The 20,200-nt window shown below is 62.9% G+C and carries 19 protein-coding genes; 7 read left to right on the forward strand and 12 right to left on the reverse strand.

The genetic code is table 11. The features are described 5' to 3' along the window. Positions 1-31 precede the first annotated feature (31 nt). The 3 genes from KHO23_RS17080 to KHO23_RS17090 are packed head-to-tail and all read right to left on the reverse strand — an operon-like array spanning position 32 to position 3,172. A complete protein-coding gene (locus KHO23_RS17080; RefSeq protein ID WP_211612392.1) occupies positions 32-622 on the reverse strand; it encodes an amino acid synthesis family protein in 591 nt (196 codons plus the stop codon). Further along, positions 598-1,536, reverse strand: a complete 939-nt coding sequence (locus tag KHO23_RS17085; RefSeq protein ID WP_211612449.1) for a UPF0280 family protein — start codon at positions 1,534-1,536, stop codon at positions 598-600. The genes KHO23_RS17080 and KHO23_RS17085 overlap by 25 nt, the downstream gene beginning before the upstream one ends. A 31-nt stretch (positions 1,537-1,567) precedes the next feature. Beyond that, on the reverse strand, positions 1,568-3,172 hold the full coding sequence (locus KHO23_RS17090) for a 6-hydroxynicotinate reductase (protein WP_211612393.1): 1,605 nt from the start codon (positions 3,170-3,172) through the stop codon (positions 1,568-1,570). Positions 3,173-3,575: 403 nt separating this feature from the next. Between KHO23_RS17090 and KHO23_RS17095 the strand changes: the two genes are divergently transcribed. Further along, a complete protein-coding gene (locus KHO23_RS17095; RefSeq protein ID WP_211612394.1) occupies positions 3,576-4,277 on the forward strand; it encodes a TetR/AcrR family transcriptional regulator in 702 nt (233 codons plus the stop codon). Positions 4,278-4,400: 123 nt separating this feature from the next. Here KHO23_RS17095 and pcaC read toward each other — a convergent pair whose 3' ends face one another. The 5 genes from pcaC to KHO23_RS17120 form a co-directional block, all read right to left on the reverse strand. Next, positions 4,401-4,796: a 4-carboxymuconolactone decarboxylase gene (gene pcaC / locus KHO23_RS17100; protein WP_063499972.1), complete on the reverse strand. Its 396-nt coding sequence runs from the start codon at positions 4,794-4,796 to the stop codon at positions 4,401-4,403. After that, a complete protein-coding gene (gene pcaD / locus KHO23_RS17105; RefSeq protein WP_211612395.1) occupies positions 4,793-5,584 on the reverse strand; it encodes a 3-oxoadipate enol-lactonase in 792 nt (263 codons plus the stop codon). Before pcaD ends, pcaC begins: the two co-directional genes overlap by 4 nt. A gap of 5 nt (positions 5,585-5,589) precedes the next feature. Further along, positions 5,590-6,969 (reverse strand): 3-carboxy-cis,cis-muconate cycloisomerase, encoded by a 1,380-nt coding sequence (locus KHO23_RS17110; protein WP_211612396.1) that lies wholly within the window; start codon positions 6,967-6,969, stop codon positions 5,590-5,592. A gap of 543 nt (positions 6,970-7,512) precedes the next feature. Beyond that, complete coding sequence (locus KHO23_RS17115) at positions 7,513-8,172, reverse strand: 3-oxoacid CoA-transferase subunit B (protein ID WP_211612397.1); 660 nt, start codon at positions 8,170-8,172, stop codon at positions 7,513-7,515. A 10-nt stretch (positions 8,173-8,182) separates the two neighbouring features. Next, entirely contained in the window at positions 8,183-8,887 is a 705-nt protein-coding gene (locus KHO23_RS17120) for a 3-oxoacid CoA-transferase subunit A (RefSeq protein WP_211612398.1), read from the reverse strand. A 724-nt stretch (positions 8,888-9,611) separates the two neighbouring features. On the opposite strand from KHO23_RS17120, the gene KHO23_RS17125 reads away from it, so the two are divergent. From KHO23_RS17125 to folE, 3 genes are all read left to right on the forward strand, one after another. Further along, entirely contained in the window at positions 9,612-9,755 is a 144-nt protein-coding gene (locus KHO23_RS17125) for a hypothetical protein (RefSeq protein ID WP_211612399.1), read from the forward strand. Positions 9,756-10,170: 415 nt separating this feature from the next. Further along, positions 10,171-11,100, forward strand: a complete 930-nt coding sequence (locus KHO23_RS17130) for a LysR family transcriptional regulator (protein WP_211612400.1) — start codon at positions 10,171-10,173, stop codon at positions 11,098-11,100. A gap of 123 nt (positions 11,101-11,223) precedes the next feature. Continuing rightward, on the forward strand, positions 11,224-11,862 hold the full coding sequence (gene folE / locus KHO23_RS17135; protein ID WP_211612401.1) for a GTP cyclohydrolase I FolE: 639 nt from the start codon (positions 11,224-11,226) through the stop codon (positions 11,860-11,862). 218 nt (positions 11,863-12,080) lie between these two features. On the opposite strand, the gene KHO23_RS17140 is transcribed toward folE, so the two are convergent. Beyond that, entirely contained in the window at positions 12,081-12,986 is a 906-nt protein-coding gene (locus KHO23_RS17140) for a DMT family transporter (RefSeq protein ID WP_211612402.1), read from the reverse strand. Between the two features lie 344 nt (positions 12,987-13,330). Here KHO23_RS17140 and KHO23_RS17145 point away from each other — a divergent pair, with 344 nt between their 5' ends. Beyond that, complete coding sequence (locus tag KHO23_RS17145; protein WP_211612450.1) at positions 13,331-14,368, forward strand: VTT domain-containing protein; 1,038 nt, start codon at positions 13,331-13,333, stop codon at positions 14,366-14,368. Positions 14,369-14,455: 87 nt separating this feature from the next. Here KHO23_RS17145 and KHO23_RS17150 read toward each other — a convergent pair whose 3' ends face one another. Then, the gene (locus KHO23_RS17150; RefSeq protein WP_211612403.1) at positions 14,456-15,325 is read right to left on the reverse strand and encodes a CHAD domain-containing protein; all 870 of its coding nucleotides are present in this window, start codon (positions 15,323-15,325) and stop codon (positions 14,456-14,458) included. A gap of 415 nt (positions 15,326-15,740) precedes the next feature. On the opposite strand from KHO23_RS17150, the gene KHO23_RS17155 reads away from it, so the two are divergent. Beyond that, complete coding sequence (locus tag KHO23_RS17155; protein WP_211612404.1) at positions 15,741-17,327, forward strand: inorganic phosphate transporter; 1,587 nt, start codon at positions 15,741-15,743, stop codon at positions 17,325-17,327. Positions 17,328-17,444: 117 nt separating this feature from the next. Here KHO23_RS17155 and ppk2 read toward each other — a convergent pair whose 3' ends face one another. Both ppk2 and KHO23_RS17165 read right to left on the reverse strand, forming a co-directional pair. Then, positions 17,445-18,371 (reverse strand): polyphosphate kinase 2, encoded by a 927-nt coding sequence (ppk2, locus tag KHO23_RS17160; RefSeq protein WP_211612405.1) that lies wholly within the window; start codon positions 18,369-18,371, stop codon positions 17,445-17,447. A 192-nt stretch (positions 18,372-18,563) separates the two neighbouring features. Beyond that, positions 18,564-19,001 carry a VOC family protein gene (locus KHO23_RS17165; RefSeq protein WP_211612406.1) on the reverse strand — a complete coding sequence of 146 codons (438 nt, stop codon included), beginning with the start codon at positions 18,999-19,001 and terminating at the stop codon, positions 18,564-18,566. A 133-nt stretch (positions 19,002-19,134) separates the two neighbouring features. Here KHO23_RS17165 and KHO23_RS17170 point away from each other — a divergent pair, with 133 nt between their 5' ends. After that, the gene (locus KHO23_RS17170; protein ID WP_211612407.1) at positions 19,135-20,181 is read left to right on the forward strand and encodes a S1C family serine protease; all 1,047 of its coding nucleotides are present in this window, start codon (positions 19,135-19,137) and stop codon (positions 20,179-20,181) included. Positions 20,182-20,200: the final 19 nt, after the last annotated feature.

A 20,200-nucleotide genomic window follows, 5' to 3' on the forward strand; every position in this document is an offset into this window, starting at 1 on the left:
GCTTCGGCGCATTGCGTGGATCAAACGCCGCTCAACGCAAACCGTCCTTGCCCACAATCGCCTCTTTCGCAAGCCCGCCGACACGCGCATGCACGCGCTGCCCGGTGCTCATCACGAGGATAACCACCAGTTCGTCCGCGGCGGGGGCACCGGGCACACGCACTTCGATCGCGTCGAAATGGCTGCGCACGTAGCTCGCGTTGACGTGCGTCAGCGGCACGTCGAGCGCGGTGGAAGGCGCGCCGACTTTCTTGGTCGACGGCACGATCGCATTGGTCGGCACACCGTTTTTCTCCAGCAATTCGCGCATCGCATAGCCGCCGGGGACATGCCACAACGCGCCATGCTCGAGTTCGCCACGCGAGCCGACGATTGCGCCCTTGCCGTAGCTTTCGATCGACGCGTGCGGCACGGCCATTGCCGCCAGCAGCCGTTGCGCCATGTCCAGGCCGATCGGCTTGAGCGCTTCCATCGCGGGCTCGATTCTAGCTTCGTAGCGGCCGGCGAACGGATTCGTCATTACCGCGGCAATCGCGCCGCGCCGCAACGGCTGCGCGGGTGCGGGACCGAACTCGTGGAAAATGTCTTCGACGTGCGTCAGCACGCGGCGTAATTCGAACACGGAGCCTCCGTTGTTATTTCAGCGCAGTTCGTGAACAACGCGCCATTGCGATGGGTACCGGCCACGCGCGCCCGCCCTTGCAGGAACAGCGCGGCGCCTTCGATCAAGCCTTGTTCCTGCAAACGCTGCGCTGCCTCGAAGCCTCGCGTCAATGCGAAATCGATCAATGGTGGCGGCAAGGACGGCACGTCGACGGTCACGAGCATGTCGCCCAGATCGCTATCGTCCTTCAACGAGGAAGCCGGCCTGCGCACAATGCCCGCATGGTCCAGATTGACGGCGTTGGCGATCATCGTCGCGGCGGCATCGGCGGTGGCGGCGTTGCGGGCTAGCACCGTCACGCTGTCGGCAATCCCCAGGCTGAAGCTACGCCCACGCCAGCCGCTTGTCGCGACGCCGCGAACCGGCATGGCGGCGTCGAGCGTCAGGTTTGCGTCTAACGCTTGATCGCCTGACAGCCTCGCGCCCGAGGACGCTGCCAGATCGGCGAACACGCCCACACGGTACTGTTGTCCTTCGGTCAAATGGAGTGCGATGTCGCCGCCGTTATTGATGAAGGCGCGCGCTATGCCTTCATGCGCGAACGCCGTGATCAATTCATCCGCGACGCTGCCTGCAACCGCCGCCATCGGCGTGACGTAGCGCGCGCGGTGCGGATGACATGCGCTCCACATACGGCGGGCCACGGGACCTTTCAACACGCAATCGCCATGCGCCGCGTCGCTCGGCACAGGCCGCCGCAGCAGCTTCAACTCAGCGACCAATTCAGGCAACACGTCTACAAAACGCGCCCAGCACGCCTCGTACGCGGCGTGCACCGCCGCGGGTTCGCCGTCCGCGCTGAGGATCAGATCGATCGGCCCATGCTGCCAATGCCAGCGGGCCGCGTCGAGCCGGGTGCGGGTTGCGTTCATCGGGTTCGTCGCATCGGTCACGGTGACGCCGTTAGCCAAGCATCGGCGGCATGGCGGGCGGCCATGGGTTGTCTGGATTACGCGCCAGAGTCCTGCGCGCGAGCGGCGCCCCTTCCGTATGCTCCGGCCCGTTCGCCAGTACGCTTTCCAGCGAACGCACCGCGTCGAGATGGCCGCCGAGATCGCGATACGCGTCATACGTCATGGTGAATTCGATCGGCGCGACGATCGCGGGCGTCGGCACGGTGCCGAACGATCGATCGGGCATGCGCGAAACATCCACCATGACGGTGATGCCGCCACCCGGCCACACATACGCGGGTGCCCCGCCACATGTTACGTTGACCAGCTTCTGTTTGATGGCGCGTGTGAGCAGGACCGGATTCTCCGTTGCGCCCGCTCGCAAGCTACCGCCCGCGCCGCCGAGAAACAGCACCGTAGCGAGCGACGGTTCGCAATTCTCTCCGATCCGTTCAACCGTGTGGCGCACAGCATCCGGCATCGCGGCGATACGCGGCACGAGGTCCTGATCGAGCTCATACCACTGCGCGTGTTCGCCGGTGGTGGACACCATCAACAAGCGCATGCCCGGCTTCGCCACCGCGGGATCGAAACCTTCGACAATCGCGAGTGGGTCCTGAATATCGGTGCCGCCCCACCCGGTGCCGGGATTCGCGACCTGGAAATAGCGGCCCGGGGTCGATTTGCGTCCGCGAATCTTCAGACCTGAGCGCGTCATGCCGAGGCAGCGGCCCGCCTGATGTTCAGTAAGCACGCCGGTGATGTGATCGTCGACCACCACCACTTCGTCGGCGTGACCGAACCATTGCTTGGCGAAGATACCGATGGTGGCGGACCCGCAGCCCACCCGCATACGCCGCTCTTCGACGCCGTCGACAATCGGCGCCGCGCCCGCACGAATCACCAGACTTGCGCCGCCGTCAATGCTCAACTCCACCGCTTCCTTGTTGCCTAGCGCGAGCATCATGTCGCACGTTACGCGGCCTTCTTTCTTGCTGCCGCCAGTCAGATGATGGACGCCGCCGAGGCTCAGCATCTGCGAGCCATACTCCGCCGTGGTCACATGCCCCACGATCTCACCGTGGCAACGCACGTTCGATTGCTCCGGCCCGAGAAAGCGGTCGGTATCGATCTTCACCTTGAAACTGCAATAGCTGAAAATGCCCTCGGTCACGACCGTGATCATGTCGACGTCGTCGAGCTTCGAGGAAACAATGAAAGGCGCGGGCTTGTAGTCAGGATAAGTAGACGATGCACCAATGCCGGTCACGAAAAGCGCCTGCTCCGCAGCAGGATCGCGTGCTTCGGACGATGCACCAAATTCGACCGTCGCATCCGCACCGCTCGTATTCGCTTCGGTTAAAGCCGTACGCGACAGAAACACCACGGGGTCGACGCGAATCAGCCGTCCGTCGGCATTCGCATAACGATCGCATGCGCCGGTGCGGCCTTCCGATATCTGGCACAACACCGGGCACGCATTGCATTCGATCTTGTTCGACGCCATCCGCTCGCTGCGTGGCGTCGCTTTCTCCAGCACGGTCGGACCCGGTGTCGAGGCGGTTTCGCCGTCGACGCTGTCCGCACCGAAATCGACCTTCGTATGTTCTGTCATGGCGGGGTTCCCATACGACGACATTACAATCGGTCCTGCCCGGCTGACGAATAGCCCCTTTTTAAAGGGACTTTCGCGTGATCCGCATTTTTCCATGTTGCGGTCACTCACCGTTCGTGTAGTATCCGCTACACCAAACTTGCATGAAATCTACTCGATCAAAATAGACTGCGCAACGAGTTTCCCAGCGCAGAGCTGAATGCTGCGGCGCGGCATTGCCCTATGAATCACGATTCAATCTACGCCGAAGCACGCGATCGCGCAGGGCATTTCGTCGCGCGTAATATGGGCTGTATGATGAAGGCGCGCTGTGCCTAACCGCACCTCGGTGCACCTCGGTGCACCTAAGCGGCTACGGCGCATGCCGTTCAACCCGACGCTAACAAAGAGATCCGAGACCGCCATGAGTCCCACTGCCGCCCGCAAGCCGGGCGCTATCGGCATCCGAGCGAAGCAGGCACAAGATACGCGCGCCAAGATTCTCAAAGCGGCCATCAAGGTCTTTGCAAAACAGGGCTTTGCAAGCGGCCGGGTCGAAAGTATTTCGAAGGCCGCGCGTTCGCACGACCGGATGATCTATTACTACTTCGGCAGCAAGGAACAGTTGTTTGTCGAAGTCCTGGAGACGATCTACGCGCAGTTCAACGAGGCCGAAAGCAAGCTCGATCTCGATCTGGACGATCCCTTGCACGGCCTCGAGCAGATGGTCGAATTCGTCTGGCAGTACTACCTCGATCATCCCGAGTTCGTCACGCTGCTGTCGAGCGAGAATCTGCATCAGGGCAAACACGCAAAGAAATCGTTAAAGCTGAAGGAGATTTCCGGCTATGCGATTTCGGTCGTGCAGAAGCTATTGGACGCGGGCAAGGCGCAAAACGTCTTTCGTACCGACGTCAAGGCGCGTGATGTGTACCTGATGATCGCGTCGCTCGGTTATTTTTATAACGCCAATCAGTACACGTTAGGTGCGTTTCTCGGCGAACCCCTGATGGATGAGGTTGCGCTCGCGCATTGGCGCGAGGTCATCAAGGACACGGTGTTGCGCGCGGTGCGCTTGCAGTTGCCGACTGAAACGGCGGTGATGAGCGAGAGCAGGATTGCCTGAAGCGCGTTTCGTCCGATGTACGCTTCAGGCTCTGAGCCGCATGATTGCGGTGGGAGACAGGCGTTGCAGAAACGGCGCCAGTGCTCGGTACGCGGCGAGTGCCGCGTCCGTATTGCAGCATCGTTACGGCTTTGCCGCTGCCGCGTCGTCTTCGCGGAACAGTTTATCGGCCAGGTGAAACGCCGAGTTCGCCGCCGGCACACCGCAATAGATCGCGGTTTGCAGCAACACTTCCTTGATCTGCTCGCGCGTCACGCCATTGTTTTTCGCGGCGCGCAAATGCAGGGCGAGTTCTTCGCTGCGATTGAGCGCGACCATCATCGCGATAGTCAGCAGGCTGCGCGTGTGGCGCGGCAAACCTTCGCGCGTCCAGATTTCGCCCCATGCGTAGCGGGTAATCAAGTTCTGGAACTCGTCGGTCAACTCTGTGCGATTCGCGAGCGACCGGTCGACATGCGCACTACCCAGCACCGCGCGGCGCACATCGAGTCCGGCTTCGTAGCGGTCTTCGTCGTTCATTTCTGCTCCGTCAGGAAGTCGAGCACCGTCTTCGTGAAGGCCTCGGCTCTCTCGATGTTGGAAATATGCGAAGCCTCCAGTTCGACATAACGCGCGCCCGGAATCGCTTGCGCCAGTTCGCGGCCTTGTGCCGGCGTGGCGGCCAGATCGTGCGTGCCGCTGATCACCAGCGCCGGCACCTTGATACTGGGGGCTTCAGGGCGCAGATCGGCGGCGTCGATAGCGTCGCAATTCGATGCGTAGCCTTCCTTGTCGGTATGCACGAACACATCGCGGATCATGGCAAATACCACCGGTTCATGTTCGATAAAGTCGGCGGTGAACCAGCGCGGCAGGACCGCCTCGGCCAGCGCGAGCATACCTTCCGTGCGGGCACGTGCGGCGCGCGGCACCCACACTTCCGGCGAACCGATGCGCGCCGCCGTATTGGACAGCACGACGCGCTCGAGACGATTCGCGTGACGCGCGGCCAATGCGACGCCAGTGAGGCCGCCCATCGACAGACCGCAGAAATTCGCGCGTGCGATCTTCAGCGTGTCCATCAGACCGAGCACGTCGCCGGTCAGTTGCTCGATCGTATACGGACCTTTCGGCGCTTCCGAGTGTCCATGACCGCGCGTGTCGTAGCGCAGCACGCGGAAGTGTTTGGACAGCGCGGCGACCTGCGGCGTCCACATCGACAGATCGCTGCCGAGCGAATTCGACAACACGATCCACGGTGCATTGCCGTGACGGTCACCGTCGATTCGATAATGAAGCTCGGTACCGTTGACTGCGGCGTAGGGCATGCCGGTTACTCCTTGGAAATGGCGCGCTGGGCGCGCGCGTGATGAAGCGCCAGCGCGGCGTCCACATAAGCGTGGGCCTGGCCGACGTATTGAGCGGGATCGAGCAGTTGCTTCAGGCGCTCGAGCGAAAGATGGCCGGTCACGGCGGGGTCCGCCGAGAGCACGTCGAAGAGCGTCTTGCGCTCGGCGATTGCCGCTTTCGATGCGCGTTCAACCAGATGGTGCGCATCGAGCCTGCCGATGCTGTCGCCGAGCGCGAGCATCACTGCTTCGCCGAGAATCAATCCGTGCGTGACGTCGAGATTGGCAGCGAGACGCGCCACATTCACGTTGAGCCCCACCGCGATCTGTTCGATGTTGGCGAGCGCGCCGCCTGCGAGGCGCGCGAGGTCCGGCAGCGCGTCCCACTCGGCTTGCCAGCCGCCGAGCGCGCGCTCGTGCTCCTGCACCATGCCGGCGAACACCGTGGCCACCAGCCCCGGCGCGCGCGTCGCGGCTGTCAGCACGGCAGCGCAGCCGACCGGGTTGCGCTTGTGCGGCATCGTCGACGAACCGCCCTTGCCCGCTGCGGCGGGCTCGGCCAGTTCGTCGATTTCGGTTTGCATCTGCAAGGAGATATCGCGCGCGATTTTGCCGAGCGTGCCGATCAACATGCCGAATAAAGACGCTGTTTCGGCCATGCGATCGCGCTGCGTGTGCCACGGCAAGGTGGGCACAGCGAGTTTGAGTTCTTGCGCCAGCGATTGCGTGACGTGCGGCGCCGCGTCACGCAGGCTCGCCAGCGTGCCGGCCGCGCCGCCGAATTGCAGCACCAGCACGCGCGCACGCAGCGCATCGAGCCGCTCGCGATGACGCAGCAACGCGTCGAGCCACTGCGCGAATTTCAGGCCGAGCGTGATGGGCAGCGCCTGCTGCAACCAGGTGCGGCCGATCATCGGCGTTGCGCGATGGGTGGCTGCGAGTTTCGCCAGTGCATCGCAGGTGGCTTGCAGACCGCTGTCGAGCAGATCGAAGGTGTCGCGCAATTGCAGCACCGTCGCCGTATCGATGATGTCCTGACTCGTCGCACCCCAATGGACGTACTTCGACGCCTCGGCATCCGCCGCTTTGACGCGCGCGGTGAGTTGTTTGACGAGCGGAATCGCGAGGTTGCCGCCGAGCGCCGCGTCGCGCGCGAGTGCGTCGGCGTCGAGCTGATCGGCCTGGCAGGCTCCCTCGATCGCGGCCACGGCGCTGGGCGGAATCACGTTATGGGCAGCCGAAGCGCGCGCGAGCGCGGCTTCGACATCGAGCATCCGTTGCAGCGTGGCACGCGGCGCCCAGATGTCGTTCATCGGCTGTGTGCCGCAAAGAAGGCCGGTCAGACGGGCGCTGGAGTCGAGCATGGTGGCGTCGATTTTCTAGGGAATCGGAAGAGAAGGTTTCGCCGGAGCGGCCTGGACGCGCTGTGAGGCGCGCCCAGACGCGCTATCTATTGAGAGCGTACCGCACACGGCGTTGTGGCGCATTGTGCTCCGAACATCGTCGTGACGGCGGGTCGGATGCGCGTGTCTCCCAGCTACATCTGCCCACCGCATCTGCCGTATAGGCCATCTGTGCGCTATTCGCCGTGATGCCCGGTGACACGCAGCAATTCTGCGGCATGCGCGTTCTGGGCGATGGCGGCGGAGCGCTGGCACGGCATGCGCGTTTTGCGCAATGACGACGGAACGCTGGCACGGCATGCGCGTTTTGCTCAAGGAAGCTGGAACACTGGTGCGGCGTGCGTGTTCCGGGCAACGGAGCCGGGACGCTGGCACGGCATGCGCGTTTTGCGCAAGAGCCGGGACACAGGCGCGGCGCGCGCATTTCGCTCGCCTCGCCTGCGTTCCGGCTTCTCCGCGAGACAAGCGCGCAGACTCGTGCCGCGTCCGGCTGCCCGGCTATGCTCAGGCCGCGCGAGCCGCTTGAGTGCCGTCGATCAGCGGCACACCGGTCAGTTTGTGCAGCGCATCGAAATCGATGTCCGAGAAGATCTCGCGCACGACGAGACCCTTATCGGTGACGTCGATCATTGCGAGGTCCGTATAGATTCGGTCGACGCAGCTCACGCCCGTGACCGGGTACGTGCATTCCGCGGCGATCTTGCTTTCGCCCTGTTTTGTCAGGTGCTCCATCATGACGTAGACCTGCTTCGCGCCGATGGCGAGATCCATGGCGCCGCCGACTGCCGGAATCGCGTCGGGCGCGCCGGTGTGCCAGTTCGCCAGATCGCCTTTCGCCGACACCTGGAACGCGCCGAGCACGCAAAAATCCAGATGGCCGCCGCGCATCATCGCGAACGAATCCGAGTGATGGAAGTAGGCGCCGCCCGTGAGCAGCGTGACGTGCTGCTTGCCGGCGTTGATCAGTTCGTCGTCTTCCTCGCCCTTTGCCGGGGCCGGGCCCATGCCCAGCAAGCCGTTTTCGCTGTGCAGGAAGATTTCCTTGTCGGCACCGAGGTGGTTGGCCACCAGCGTGGGCACGCCGATGCCGAGGTTCACGTAAGCGCCTTCAGGGATATCCTGGGCAACGCGCTTGGCCATTTCATCGCGGGTCAGTTTTTTCATGTCGGTCTCCTCAGGCTGCGGTCGCGGATGCAAGCTCGGCGTGATGCGCAGCTTGCTGCACTTCGATCACGCGTTGTACGAAGATGCCGGGCGTGACGATATGTTCCGGATCGAGCTCACCGAGCGGCACCACTTGCGATACCTGCGCGATGGCCGTTTTCGCCGCGCTCGCCATGATCGGGCCGAAGTTGCGCGCGGTCTTGCGATAGACCAGATTGCCCCAACGGTCGCCCCTGAACGCCTTGATCAGCGCGAAGTCCGCATGCAGCGGCGACTCCAGCACGTAATGCTTACCGTCGATCAGACGCGTTTCCTTGCCTTCGGCGAGTTTGGTGCCATAGCCAGTGGGCGTGAAGAACCCGCCGATGCCCGCGCCTGCCGCGCGAATGCGTTCCGCGAGATTGCCTTGCGGCACCAATTCGAGTTCGATTTCGCCCGCGCGGTAGAGCGCGTCGAACACATACGAATCGGATTGCCGCGGGAACGAGCAGATGATCTTGCGCACGCGTTTGGCTTTGAGCAGCGCCGCGAGGCCGATGTCGCCGTTACCGGCGTTGTTGTTGACGATGGTGAGCTCGCGCGCGCCTTGTTCGATGAGCGCGTCGATCAGTTCCGACGGCATGCCGGCCGTGCCGAAGCCGCCGATCATGACGGTCGCGCCGTCCTGTACATCGGCAACCGCCGACTGAAGTGACTCGAAAATCTTGTTGATCATGTCGAATTTCCTTTGAGGGCGCTGCGTGCCGGTGGGCTTTTTGCCTTTGCAGGCAAGAGCTTGTGCGGGACGGTCTCCGTGCCTGGACTGGCGGCGGCTCGCCGGTTGAGGATGCGGGCTGGCGCCTTTGGTTTGTTCGCTTTCGATTTGTTCGATATATGAACATGGATTCGGTTAGCGAACCGTTGAGGTGATTATGGTTGCCCTTTGGGCGGGTTGTCAAGGCTGGGGATTCCCCTTAATCATAGGTTTTTGGTTGCCCGGCGGGGCGGTTTGCTTTGTTGTCTCGTCTGGTTTTTGGGGGCTTTTTGTTGGTTGCATTTGTGGCGCTTTGTTTGTCTGTATGCCTAGGGTGTTGGCCTTTCCTTGTTTTCTTATCGGTCTATTTGCGTTGCCCCTGTGCGGGGCAGCACCTACTTTTCTTTGCCTGCCGCAAAGAAAAGTAGGCAAAAGAAAGCGGCTCAAACCGCTAATTCTTAAGCGGGTCCCCTGGCTCGGAGGAGGCAGTGGTGCATCTGGAATCCGGGCCCTCGCACACTCCGCGTTAGTGACTAAACGCTCATCAGCTCCCACTCCGCACTGCGTGCGTCGCGGATGGGTATGCATGGGAAACCACGGGCTTCGTTTGCGGGCGGTGGGGGCCACCGGCTTCGCCTCGGCGATGCCCCAAATATTCAAACGATAAGGTCCGCACACCCCATTAATGTGCGAAGCCGTACGCCAAATGAAGCGCAAGCGTGCTGCGGTGGCGGTGGCGGTGGCGGTGGCGGTGGCGGTGGCGGTGGCGGTGGCGGTGGCGGTGGCGGTGGCGGTGGCGGTGGCGGTGGCGGGCCACGATACTGAGGCAAACGCGAGCGTGAAAACGTAAGTGACTGGTTTTGTGAAATGGGCTTCGGCGCGCGCAGCGCCGCCGGAAGAATGACGCCCTTGTCACTCACGCCGAATGTGCGAGAACACGGATTCCAGATGCACCACTACCCCCTCCGAGCCAGGGGACCCGCTTAAAAATTAGCGGTGTGAGCCGCTTTCTTTTGCCTACTTTTCTTTGCGGCAGGCAAAGAAAAGTAGGTGCCGCCCCGCACAGGGGCAACGCTAATAGACCACTAACAAAACAAGGAAAGGCCAAAGATTCCAGATCAACGAAAGGCCAACACCACAAAACCACATCCAACCAAAGCGCCGCACGGCAAAAAACCACTATCCCAAACCAAGATTATTAAACTACCCTCTATCCAGAAACCAAATACCCAAACCCCCAAAAAGCGCCGCAGGCACCAACCAGCATGTCCGACTCAAACCTGGATCTAAACCTGATCCCCTACCTGGTAGCAATGGAAGACACCCGCAACGTCAGCCGCGCGGCGGACCAGCTCGGCGTCAGCCAGCCCCGCGTCAGCACCGCGCTAGGCCGCCTGCGGGAGTACTTCGACGATCCGCTCTTCGTCCGAACATCAAAAGGCATGGAGCCCACGCCGCGCGCGCTCGCCATCCTCCCCGCCGCCCGCGACGCGCTTCTGCGGATCGAGAAAGGCATGCTCGACGTCCAGGACTTCGATCCGGCCACAAGCACCCATACGTTCTCCATCGCGCTCTCCGACGTCGGCGAAATCGTCTTCCTGCCGCGGCTCCTGCAACTCTTTGCCGAACGCGCGCCGTATGCGAATCTGCGCTCAGTGTCGCTCTCGCCCTCGCACGTGGAACGAGGACTCGAATCGGGCGACGTCGATCTCGCCGTAGGCTATTTCCCCGATCTGTCAGGCAACAACTTCTTCCAGCAACGGCTCTTCACCCATCGATTCATCTGCCTCATGCGCACGGGGCATCCCCTTTCGAAGGCGCCGCTCACACTGGCTCAGTACATGGCGTCGGGCCACGCCGTCGTGCGTGCCGAAGGACGCAGCCAGGAAGTCCTCGAACACTACCTGGAGAAGAAACGGATCAAGCGCCGCGCGGTACTCGAAACGCCGCACTTCATGAGTCTGCCGTTTATCCTCGCGCGCACCGACCTGCTCGCGACAGTGCCGCACGCCATCGGCTTCGCGTACGTGTCGGAGCATGCGTCGATCACGCTGGTCGAACCGCCGCTGCCATTGCCGCGCTTCGATCTGCGGCAGCACTGGCATCGCAAGTTTCATAACGATCCGCGGGCAAGCTGGCTGCGCGGTATCGTCGCCGAGCTCTTCAACGACGCCATGGACGAGTGGCCGAAGTGAGCCCCTGCCCCGTCCGCGAAAGGGTCATCGGCACGACACGGCGCAAAACATGGAACAATGGCCTCACTCATTGACCCCGCGCGCTCCGTCTAGTGTCGACGCGCGATCCCAGAGGAGCGACGGATGGCCAGCAGCAAACCGAAGAAAACCAAACCCACGGCCGCAGCGGAGCGCCCCAGCCGCGAAGAAGCCGAAGCAGCAGTACGCGTGCTGCTGCGTTGGGCCGGCGACGATCCCCAGCGCGAAGGCCTGATCGATACGCCATCTCGCGTGGTGCGCTCCTATGAGGAGTTCTACGCGGGCTATCAGGTCGATCCGCGCGAGATCCTCGCCCGCACCTTCTCCGAAGTGGACGGCTACGACGAAATGATCGTGCTAAAAGATATCCGCTTCGAGAGCTATTGCGAACACCACATGGTGCCGATCATCGGGCGGGCGCACGTTGCCTATCTCCCCGGGCATCGGGTGGTTGGCATTTCGAAGCTGGCGCGCCTCGTCGATGCGTTCGCCAAGCGTCTGCAGATCCAGGAAAAGATGACCGTGCAGATCGCCGATACGCTGAACGACGTGTTGCAACCAGCCGGCGTCGGCGTGATTCTCGAAGCCGCGCATCAGTGCATGTCCACGCGAGGCGTGCACAAGGCCGGTGTCACGATGGTCACCTCGCGCATGCTGGGCACGTTCCGCACCGATCCGTCGACGCGTCGCGAATTTCTGTCGATCGTGGGCAATCCCGGCGTGGTGGCGGTCGCCAATACCTGAGTCGCGATTCGGCCGCGCCGCTCGGCGGAGCTGGCCGCGGCGTGGACCGCCGCTTCGCGTCTCGCTTGCACCGCCTGCCCCGCTTGCCCCACTTACACCGCGCTGTCACCCGTGGCTTAGGCTGTTGCCTTGCTGCCTCTCAGGCCGGGCTTCTTGCCACGGCTTCGAACTACGGCCCTTGAGGTGGGGCCCCAAAAGCCGGCCTTCCGACCACTACCTCAAGCCGCGCTGCGCGCAGTACGCATCTGACCGAAGGTGGCCAGCAACACCGCGCCGAGCACGCACGCAACACCCGCTAGCTGCGCCGCGCTGACCGGTTCCCGCAACACGACAGCGGCCAACGCGACCGCGCTCACCGGCACGAGCGCGGTCATGAGTCCGGCTTCCGCACCGCTGATGCGCGCCGCGCCCGCATACCAGAGAACGAAACCCGCCACGGTCGGCACGAGCGCGTAATACAGCACACCGTTCAGGGCGCTCGCATCGAATGGCACGCTCCAGGGCTTTTCGAAGCACGCCGGCACGATCGCCACCGCGAAACCGATGCCACACATCAACGCCGACAGCGGCAGCGGCGCGACCGGCCTGCGCAACTTGCGATTGAGCAGAATGAAAAGCGACTCGCAGACAATCGCCGCGAACACCAGGGCGTTACCTGCCAGCGAACCGGCCGCACGCGGCGCGGTGAAATCGTCGACATGCACGGTGCACACCAGCACGCCCAGGGTCGCGAGAACAATCGCGCCGATCACCGCGGGCGCGGGGCGCTCACCCAGCGCGAGCATGGCGACCATGGCCGACACTGCCGGCAGCGTGCCGGCAATGACGCCTGCATCGGCAGCAGACGCGAGCTTCATCCCGCTGATGAGCAACACCGTATAACCGACGCTGCCCGCCCCCGCCTGAGCAATCACGAGCATCGTGTCGCGTCGATCGAGACGTGGCCAGCGCACGCCGCGCCAACGCATCACCAGCACAAACAGCGGAAACGCGATGGCAAAACGCAATGCGGTCGCGCTAAATGGCGGCAAGCCGCTTGCGATCGATTTGCTGACGACAACCGTGCTGCCGACTCCGATCATTGCCAGCGCGCAAAACAGGTATCCGACATACCGTGAGTTCATGCTACGGTCCTATGCTTTTGAATGAACAGGCAGATTAGGGGCTGCAGACGCGTGCGGTCTTGAACGAAATTGCAGAGAATGCGTCTGCCAACGGTTCGCGGCATACCGTCGGCTTCACGCGATACCGGCGCGATACCGGCACGAGTCCGGCTTACGGTCAGGCGGGACCGGCCGGTGCTCCAATCAGGTCCATCGAGTATCCTGATCGAAAGGAGCGCCAGGCGGGACGCGAACAAACTAACCAGACGGGCAAGCAGACAGGCGCCAAAGGAACACACTTTGCGTCCCAGCACGGCAAGCCCTCGCCGCAGCACGGCCCAACCGCAATAACAGGAGTTCTGCAATTGGTAGCGTTTCCGTCGTCGGCGGTTTCAACCTGGGGTAGCGCAGTTGTCTTTCTCAACGTCCTGTTGACACGCCTCGGCCTGCCGATCCCCGCGGTCCCCGTGCTGCTCTTTGCGGGTTCCGCGATCGCCGCCGGCACGCTGTCGTTCTGGCCGATCCTGTTCGCTGCGGTGCTCGGCGCGCTCATCGGCGACGGCACATGGTTCGCCGCCGGCCGCATCTACGGACGCAAGCTGATTGCCGCGCTTGGCCGGATCTCCCCGGCGGTCGATTCCAGGGTCGACATGGCTCGCTCGCTATTCGAGCGCTTCGGCGTGCCGCTCGTGTCGATCTCGAAGTTCGTTCCCGGATTGGGACTCATCACCCCGCCGCTAATGGGCACGACAGCCGTGGATAGCCGCATCTACGCCGTGTGGGACCTCGCGGGCGCCCTGGTGTGGGCCACCTTCTGGCTGCTAGGCGGCGCCGCGGCGGAGAGAGAGTTGCATATGCTGCTCGCCTTCGTCAGAGCGCGCGGCGGCACGGTGATCGACATCCTGGCGGCGGCGGCGCTGGTCTATCTGGTGTACGTCCTGCAGCAGCGACGCCGCGAGCGGCGACGTCTCGCGGACGCCGCCTCCGCGACTGCGTCGCCAGCGACACGCCGCGGATGGCGCCGCGTCACGCCTCCCAAGGTCCTGGACGCCCGGCCACCCGCATCGGCTGGCGAAGCGCTGTGCCCTATTCCCGGCGCGCTGGCACTCGACCCGCACTCGCCTGAACAGATCGACGTTGCCCTGCTCACTTACGACATGGTGATTTACTGCATCTGCCCGGACAGCGCGACCGCCGTGGAGATCACGCAACGGATGCGCCTGAACGGCTACACGAGGATTCGCGCGTTGAGGGGTGGACTCGACGCCTGGCAAAAGCGCGGGTTTCCCGTCGAACCGCTCGCGTCGGCCGACGAATTGACTCCCGGCCAACGTGCGCCGGCGTCCTACGGCGCGGCACACGACGCGGTGACCCTGCGCGGGTTCGCCCCCAGGCGCCGCTAAAGCGCGAGGGAAAGCCTCTGAACAATGGGGTTAGGCGGCGTTATGCGCGCCGCCCCGCTCGAACGATCAGCCGCCGCAAAAGCCCAGTCACAGTTTGCGCAGCAATCCCGCTGCCGCGCGCATCCGGCGTTTGCGTTCCTTCCTGAGCCAAAGAAGCACTGCATCGATGTCTCCGGAACCGGCCAGCAATCCCATATTGCCGTGCAGCAGCATCTCGCTGGCGACAATATCGTTCAGCGTACCGAAACGTTTCTGAATCTGCTTTAACCGTTTCAGGACACGTTTGTGGCTGCCGCTTAGAACCGGCTCGAAAAATTCGAGCAGATAGCGCACTTTCTTGCCCGCCTTTCTGACGTCGTGAAGCGCGGTGTAGTTGGGTCGCTTCGCGCGAGACGCGCGTTTTATCCGTTTGTTCAGCGAACGTTCAGAGGCCGCCACGCGCCTATCGACGAACTTTTGCAGCGGCACGCGTTCATCGGCCGTGTTCAATTCCTGACTGGCGCTGGCCAGGGCGTCTTGCAGCAGGTGTTTGACGTCCGCGTTCGAAAGCGTTTCACGGCTTGTCGCCAACGCGCTGCCACGCGCCTCTTCGAGCTTTGGCGCCATCTCATGCGCAACCCGCTCGTCCTGCGCAACCAGTTCGATCAGAATGTCCCAGTCGCGCGTCTTGCCGGCTGCCGTCGCCAGATATTTATACAGTTCCCGTTGGCGCGTGTTCCCGCCTTTATCCAGCAAGGGTTCGAACGCCCACCACAACGAGCGCAACCGCCGCAGCGAGATGCGCAGTTTGTGCAGGGCTTCGGGCGATGTGTCTTCGCTCACCGCATGGGCGTGTTCGATGGCCTCGTCGACGAGCGGCGCCGCGTAGGAGGTGAAGGCCGACTCCGCTGAACACTCCGCGCCGGCCGGCGTGCTATCTGCCGCCTGCTTGTCGATTTTCCGGCTCGCTCGCTTCATCGGACGTCCTTCGAAGGTCCATTCACGTCAGCCTAGCAAAAAAAGGTCCCGGTGGATATCCGCCGGCGCCTCGCCTAAACTGCACGTGGATGGTCGCAAGAAAATGCGCGTTGCCTGGATGCAATCCGCCGCAAATCCTGGCAGCCAACTTGGAGCGCGCGAGTGTCCGCAGGCGAGCTCGGCGGCGCTTGAACAGAAAAATCCATTCCGCTGTACAAGCGCCCTTCGCGCCTAGTTATTTTCGGACAGCTTATCATTTTTGTGCGCCGCGCATGCGCGGCCGATTCTGCAGCACCAATCTTCACGCACTTCCCGCGAACACCCGTCCAGCATAGCCGTCACGCCACTGTCATCATTACGACACACAGGCACAGCAGGATCGGCAGTCCCGCGACAAACTTTTGGGGCTCACGCCATGCCGGAACTTTCGTACCCGCAACCGGGCGCTACAAGTGGAAAGGGGCGCAATATCGGCCTGATCATCTTTCTCGTTGTGATTGCGATCGGCGCTGCTTATTGCGCCATGCATCTTGCAGCCGATCTCCAATCGGTTCGCGAAGCGTCCGTCCTGCCCTATCTCCTGCTCGGTGTTGCGCTCCTGATCGCGCTCGGCTTCGAATTCGTCAACGGCTTTCACGACACGGCCAATGCGGTCGCCACCGTGATCTACACGCATTCGCTCGCGCCGAACATTGCAGTGGTCTGGTCCGGCGGATGGAATTTCCTCGGTGTGCTTACTTCAACGGGTGCGGTCGCTTTCGGCATTCTGCAACTGCTGCCTGTCGAATTGATTCTGCAAGTGGGGAGCAGCGCGGGCTTTGCAATGGTCTTCGCGTTGTTGATCGCCGCGATCATCTGGAATCTGGGCACCTGGTATTTCGGACTGCCGTCGTCGAGTTCGCATACGCTGATCGGCTCGATCATCGGCGTCGGTCTGATGAATCAGCTGATGCACGGCGCGAGCGGCACGAGCGGCGTGGACTGGAATCAGGCGCTCGGCGTGGGCAAGTCGTTACTGTTTTCGCCGCTGGTCGGCTTTCTGGCTTCCGCTTTGCTGCTGTTGATCCTCAAGGCCGTGGTGCGCATTCCCGCGTTGTATGCCGAGCCGAAGGGCAAGAAGCCGCCGCCGTTCTGGATTCGCTGCCTGCTGATTCTGACCTGTACGGGCGTTTCATTCGCGCACGGTTCGAACGACGGGCAGAAAGGCATGGGTCTCATCATGCTGATCCTGATCGGTACGGTGCCGACGGCCTACGCGCTGAACAAGGCCGTCACGCCAGCGGAAACGCAGACCTTCATCGCGGTCGCGCAGCACACGGCGGACACGCTCGGCAAATACACCCAGGGCGTGGCACCGTCCGCCAATCCGCGCGACGACGTCGAAGCGTACGTGCGGACCCGTCAGTTGACACCCGCAACCGTGCCTGCCTTGCAGCAACTCACCGCGCTGATCGGTCAGCAGGTCGGAGCATCGGGATCGATGGCCGCCGTGCCGCAAAACATCGTCGACAACGTGCGCAACAATATGTATGTCGCATCCGAAGCGATCCGTCTGATGGACAAGGCCAAACAGCCGGCCTTCGCGCCGGAAGACGCCAAAGCGATCGACAACTTCAAGGCGCAAACCGATCACGCCACCAAATTCATCCCGACGTGGGTCAAGGTCGCCGTGGCCATCGCCCTGGGTCTGGGTACGATGGTCGGGTGGAAGCGCATCGTCGTGACGGTCGGCGAGAAGATCGGCAAGCAGCATCTGACCTACGGACAGGGCGCCTCGGCTGAACTGGTGGCGATGCTGACGATCGGCGCAGCCGACATGTACGGCTTGCCGGTCTCTACCACGCACGTGTTATCGTCGGGCGTGGCGGGCACCATGGCGGCCAATGGCTCCGGCTTGCAGTGGGGCACCGTGCGCAGTCTCATCCTCGCCTGGGTGCTGACGCTGCCGGTTTCGATCGCGTTGGCCGCAGGCCTGTACTGGGTGTTCCGGATGGTGTTCTGAAACGGCTGAATTCGCTGATGCCGCTGTAGCCGGTCTCAAATCCGGCCGCGGAGAAGATAAAAAAGCGCGGTTTTTGCCGCGCTTTTTTATTTCACCGAGCTGACACCCAACACCCCATCAATACATCTCGGGCACGATCATCGACGAAGGCACCGGCTGGCGGCTGTATTCGTCGTGATAGACCCGTGACGGCAACTCGATGGTCGGGTGTTCGATCTCGTGATACGGCACCTGGTTCAACAGGTGATGGATACAGTTCAGGCGCGCGCGCTTCTTGTCGACGGCCTGCACGACCCACCACGGCGCCTCGGGAATGTGCGAGCGCTGCAGCATGACTTCTTTCGCCTGCGTGTAGGCTTCCCAACGGCGCCGGCTTTCCAGATCCATCGGGCTCAGCTTCCACTGTTTCAGCGGATCGTGAATGCGGTTCTGAAAGCGGATTTCCTGTTCTTCGTCGGTGATCGAAAACCAGTATTTGAGAATCTGCACGCCGCTTCGCGCCAGCATCTTTTCGAATTCCGGCACCGAGCGGAAAAACTCCTCATACTCGTCGTCGCTGCAAAAATTCATCACGCGTTCGACACCCGCGCGGTTGTACCAGCTGCGGTCGAACAGCACCATTTCGCCGCCGGCCGGCAGATGCGACACGTAACGCTGGAAATACCATTGCGTGCGTTCGCGGTTGTTCGGTGCCGGCAACGCCGCCACCCGGCACACGCGCGGATTGAGCCGCTGCGTGATGCGTTTGATCGCGCCGCCCTTTCCGGCCGCATCGCGCCCTTCGAAAATCACCACCAGGCGATGCCCCGTCTGCACGATCCAGTCCTGCAGTTTGACGAGTTCGCCCTGCAAGCGGAACAGCTCGCGGAAGTACACCTTGCGCGCCTCGCGATGCTCGGGCGTAAAGCCTTCCGCACCGTCGATGATGCGATCGTCGACCTCCATTTCGAGCTCCTCGTCGTACGCGTCGATGAGGTCTTCCTCGAAACGGCGTTGCCGTTCTGCCATGACTTCGGCCTCGGGTCTCGGATCCAGCTCTTTCATTGCGACTCTCCTGGCAACGGAAATGGTTAGGCGCGCGGCGCATGCGCGTCGCGAACGGGTTCGATTATCGAAGTGCGAGGTGTCAGCCGTGTTACTTGCGCCGCAGCCGCGCCTTGGGGCGATAGGCGCTCGCCGGCAACCTGCGCGCCTTCTGGATGCCCATGATAGCGAGTTTTGCTTGCCCGCCCGGCGCTAACGCAATGGCTTCGCAAAGCTGAGTTCGTGGCCATCGGGATCGGTAATGTGGAAGTAGCGCTCGCCCCATGGCGCATCGGCCGGTTCGAGCGACGGCTTCAAACCCGCCGCCAGCGCCTTCCGGTAGAGCGCGTCGACGTCCGAAACATAGATGATCACGCGGCCCCACCAGTTGACCGGGGCGCGCGCATCGACGATCAGGTTCAGATACGAAGCGCCGAATGCAAACGACGTGAAAGCTTCATGCGGACCGCCGAATTTAACCGGAAAACCCAGCGCTTCGTAAAACAGCACTGCGCGCGGCATATTGCGGGTAGCGAGCGTGATAGCGCTGAGCGAATCGATGCGCGGCTCGGCGGGGTCCGTCTGCGCGCCTGACGCGCTTGACGCGCTTGACGAGGCAGAGGCTGCGGGTGACGTGGCGGATGAGTTCATGGCGGCTGTCTCCTTGTGGGTATGGTAGCGCCTGATGGGCCGGTATGGCGTGTGTCGGGCACGCCGCCCCACTCGCCCTTGAAAACCCGCGCACCGCCCTGCATGTGGATTCCCGTTTATCCGGAGCATCGCCATGGGAAGCCGTCCACGCTTCATCGATGACCTGTCGCGCGCCGCATCCGACGCCCCCGGGCCCAATCCACTCAACGCTTTATCCGACGACGCCCTGCTCGACGCCTATTCCCGCACCGTAATCGGCGCGCTGGAACGCGTTCAGCAGGCGGTCGCCTTCATTTCCGTCGAACGCCGGCTGCCAGGCGCCCCCGCCGGGCGCGATAGCCGCGGCGCGCGCGGCGGCACCGGTTCGGGCTTTCTGTTCACTCCCGACGGCTATTTGCTCACCAACAGCCACGTCGTGCATGGCGCCACGCACATGACGGTGACGCTCGCCGATGGCGCGAAATTCGACGCCGATCTGGTCGGCGACGATCCTGGCAGCGATCTGGCCGTTCTGCGCATCGGCTCGCCGGAGCCGTTGCCGCACGTCGAACTCGGCGAATCGTCGAAGCTGCGGGTCGGTCAGATTGCGATCGCGGTCGGCAATCCTCTCGGTCTCGCGCAAACCGTGACGACGGGCGTGGTCTCGGCGCTTGGCCGCTCGCTGCGCTCGAATTCGGGCCGCATGATCTACGACGTGATCCAGACGGATGCCGCGCTCAATCCCGGCAATTCGGGCGGTCCGCTGATCAACTCGGGCGGTCAGGTGATCGGCGTGAACACCGCGATCATTCCCGGCGCGCAGGCGATCTGCTTCGCCACCGCGATCGATACGGCCAAGTGGGTCATCATGCAGATCTTCACGCACGGCCGCGTGCGGCGCGCGTACATCGGCGTGGCCGGCACTACGAGGCCGCTGTCGCGCCGCGTTCAGCGCTATTTCGGACTGGACTCCGAAAGCGGCGTGCACGTCATGGAAATCGTCAAAGGCAGTCCGGCCGCGCTCGGCGGTCTGCGCACCGACGACACGATCGTCGCGATCGATGCGCTCGCGGTGCAAGACGTCGATAGCCTGCAACGCACGCTCGACGCGTCGCGTATCGACAAGCCGGTGAACGTGACCGTGTTGCGCGGTGCACAACGGCTCGAATTGGCCTTGACGCCGGTAGAGCAGGCGAGCTGATCGACCGGCTGCACAGCGG

The organism is Paraburkholderia haematera, from assembly GCF_905220975.1.
GTDB lineage: Bacteria > Pseudomonadota > Gammaproteobacteria > Burkholderiales > Burkholderiaceae > Paraburkholderia > Paraburkholderia haematera.

Coding starts and splice junctions, on each gene's coding strand:
- KHO23_RS17170 (WP_211612407.1), top strand. CDS start 19,135: ATGGGAAGCCGTCCACGCTTCATCGATGACCTGTCGCGCGCCGCATCC.
- pcaD (WP_211612395.1), bottom strand. CDS start 5,584: ATGCCCTACGCCGCAGTCAACGGTACCGAGCTTCATTATCGAATCGAC.
- KHO23_RS17130 (WP_211612400.1), top strand. CDS start 10,171: ATGTCCGACTCAAACCTGGATCTAAACCTGATCCCCTACCTGGTAGCA.
- KHO23_RS17090 (WP_211612393.1), bottom strand. CDS start 3,172: ATGACAGAACATACGAAGGTCGATTTCGGTGCGGACAGCGTCGACGGC.
- KHO23_RS17110 (WP_211612396.1), bottom strand. CDS start 6,969: ATGCTCGACTCCAGCGCCCGTCTGACCGGCCTTCTTTGCGGCACACAG.
- KHO23_RS17085 (WP_211612449.1), bottom strand. CDS start 1,536: ATGAACGCAACCCGCACCCGGCTCGACGCGGCCCGCTGGCATTGGCAG.
- KHO23_RS17120 (WP_211612398.1), bottom strand. CDS start 8,887: ATGATCAACAAGATTTTCGAGTCACTTCAGTCGGCGGTTGCCGATGTA.
- KHO23_RS17095 (WP_211612394.1), top strand. CDS start 3,576: ATGAGTCCCACTGCCGCCCGCAAGCCGGGCGCTATCGGCATCCGAGCG.
- ppk2 (WP_211612405.1), bottom strand. CDS start 18,371: ATGAAAGAGCTGGATCCGAGACCCGAGGCCGAAGTCATGGCAGAACGG.
- KHO23_RS17115 (WP_211612397.1), bottom strand. CDS start 8,172: ATGAAAAAACTGACCCGCGATGAAATGGCCAAGCGCGTTGCCCAGGAT.
- KHO23_RS17165 (WP_211612406.1), bottom strand. CDS start 19,001: ATGAACTCATCCGCCACGTCACCCGCAGCCTCTGCCTCGTCAAGCGCG.
- KHO23_RS17155 (WP_211612404.1), top strand. CDS start 15,741: ATGCCGGAACTTTCGTACCCGCAACCGGGCGCTACAAGTGGAAAGGGG.
- KHO23_RS17150 (WP_211612403.1), bottom strand. CDS start 15,325: ATGAAGCGAGCGAGCCGGAAAATCGACAAGCAGGCGGCAGATAGCACG.
- KHO23_RS17140 (WP_211612402.1), bottom strand. CDS start 12,986: ATGAACTCACGGTATGTCGGATACCTGTTTTGCGCGCTGGCAATGATC.
- KHO23_RS17125 (WP_211612399.1), top strand. CDS start 9,612: ATGAAGCGCAAGCGTGCTGCGGTGGCGGTGGCGGTGGCGGTGGCGGTG.
- pcaC (WP_063499972.1), bottom strand. CDS start 4,796: ATGAACGACGAAGACCGCTACGAAGCCGGACTCGATGTGCGCCGCGCG.
- folE (WP_211612401.1), top strand. CDS start 11,224: ATGGCCAGCAGCAAACCGAAGAAAACCAAACCCACGGCCGCAGCGGAG.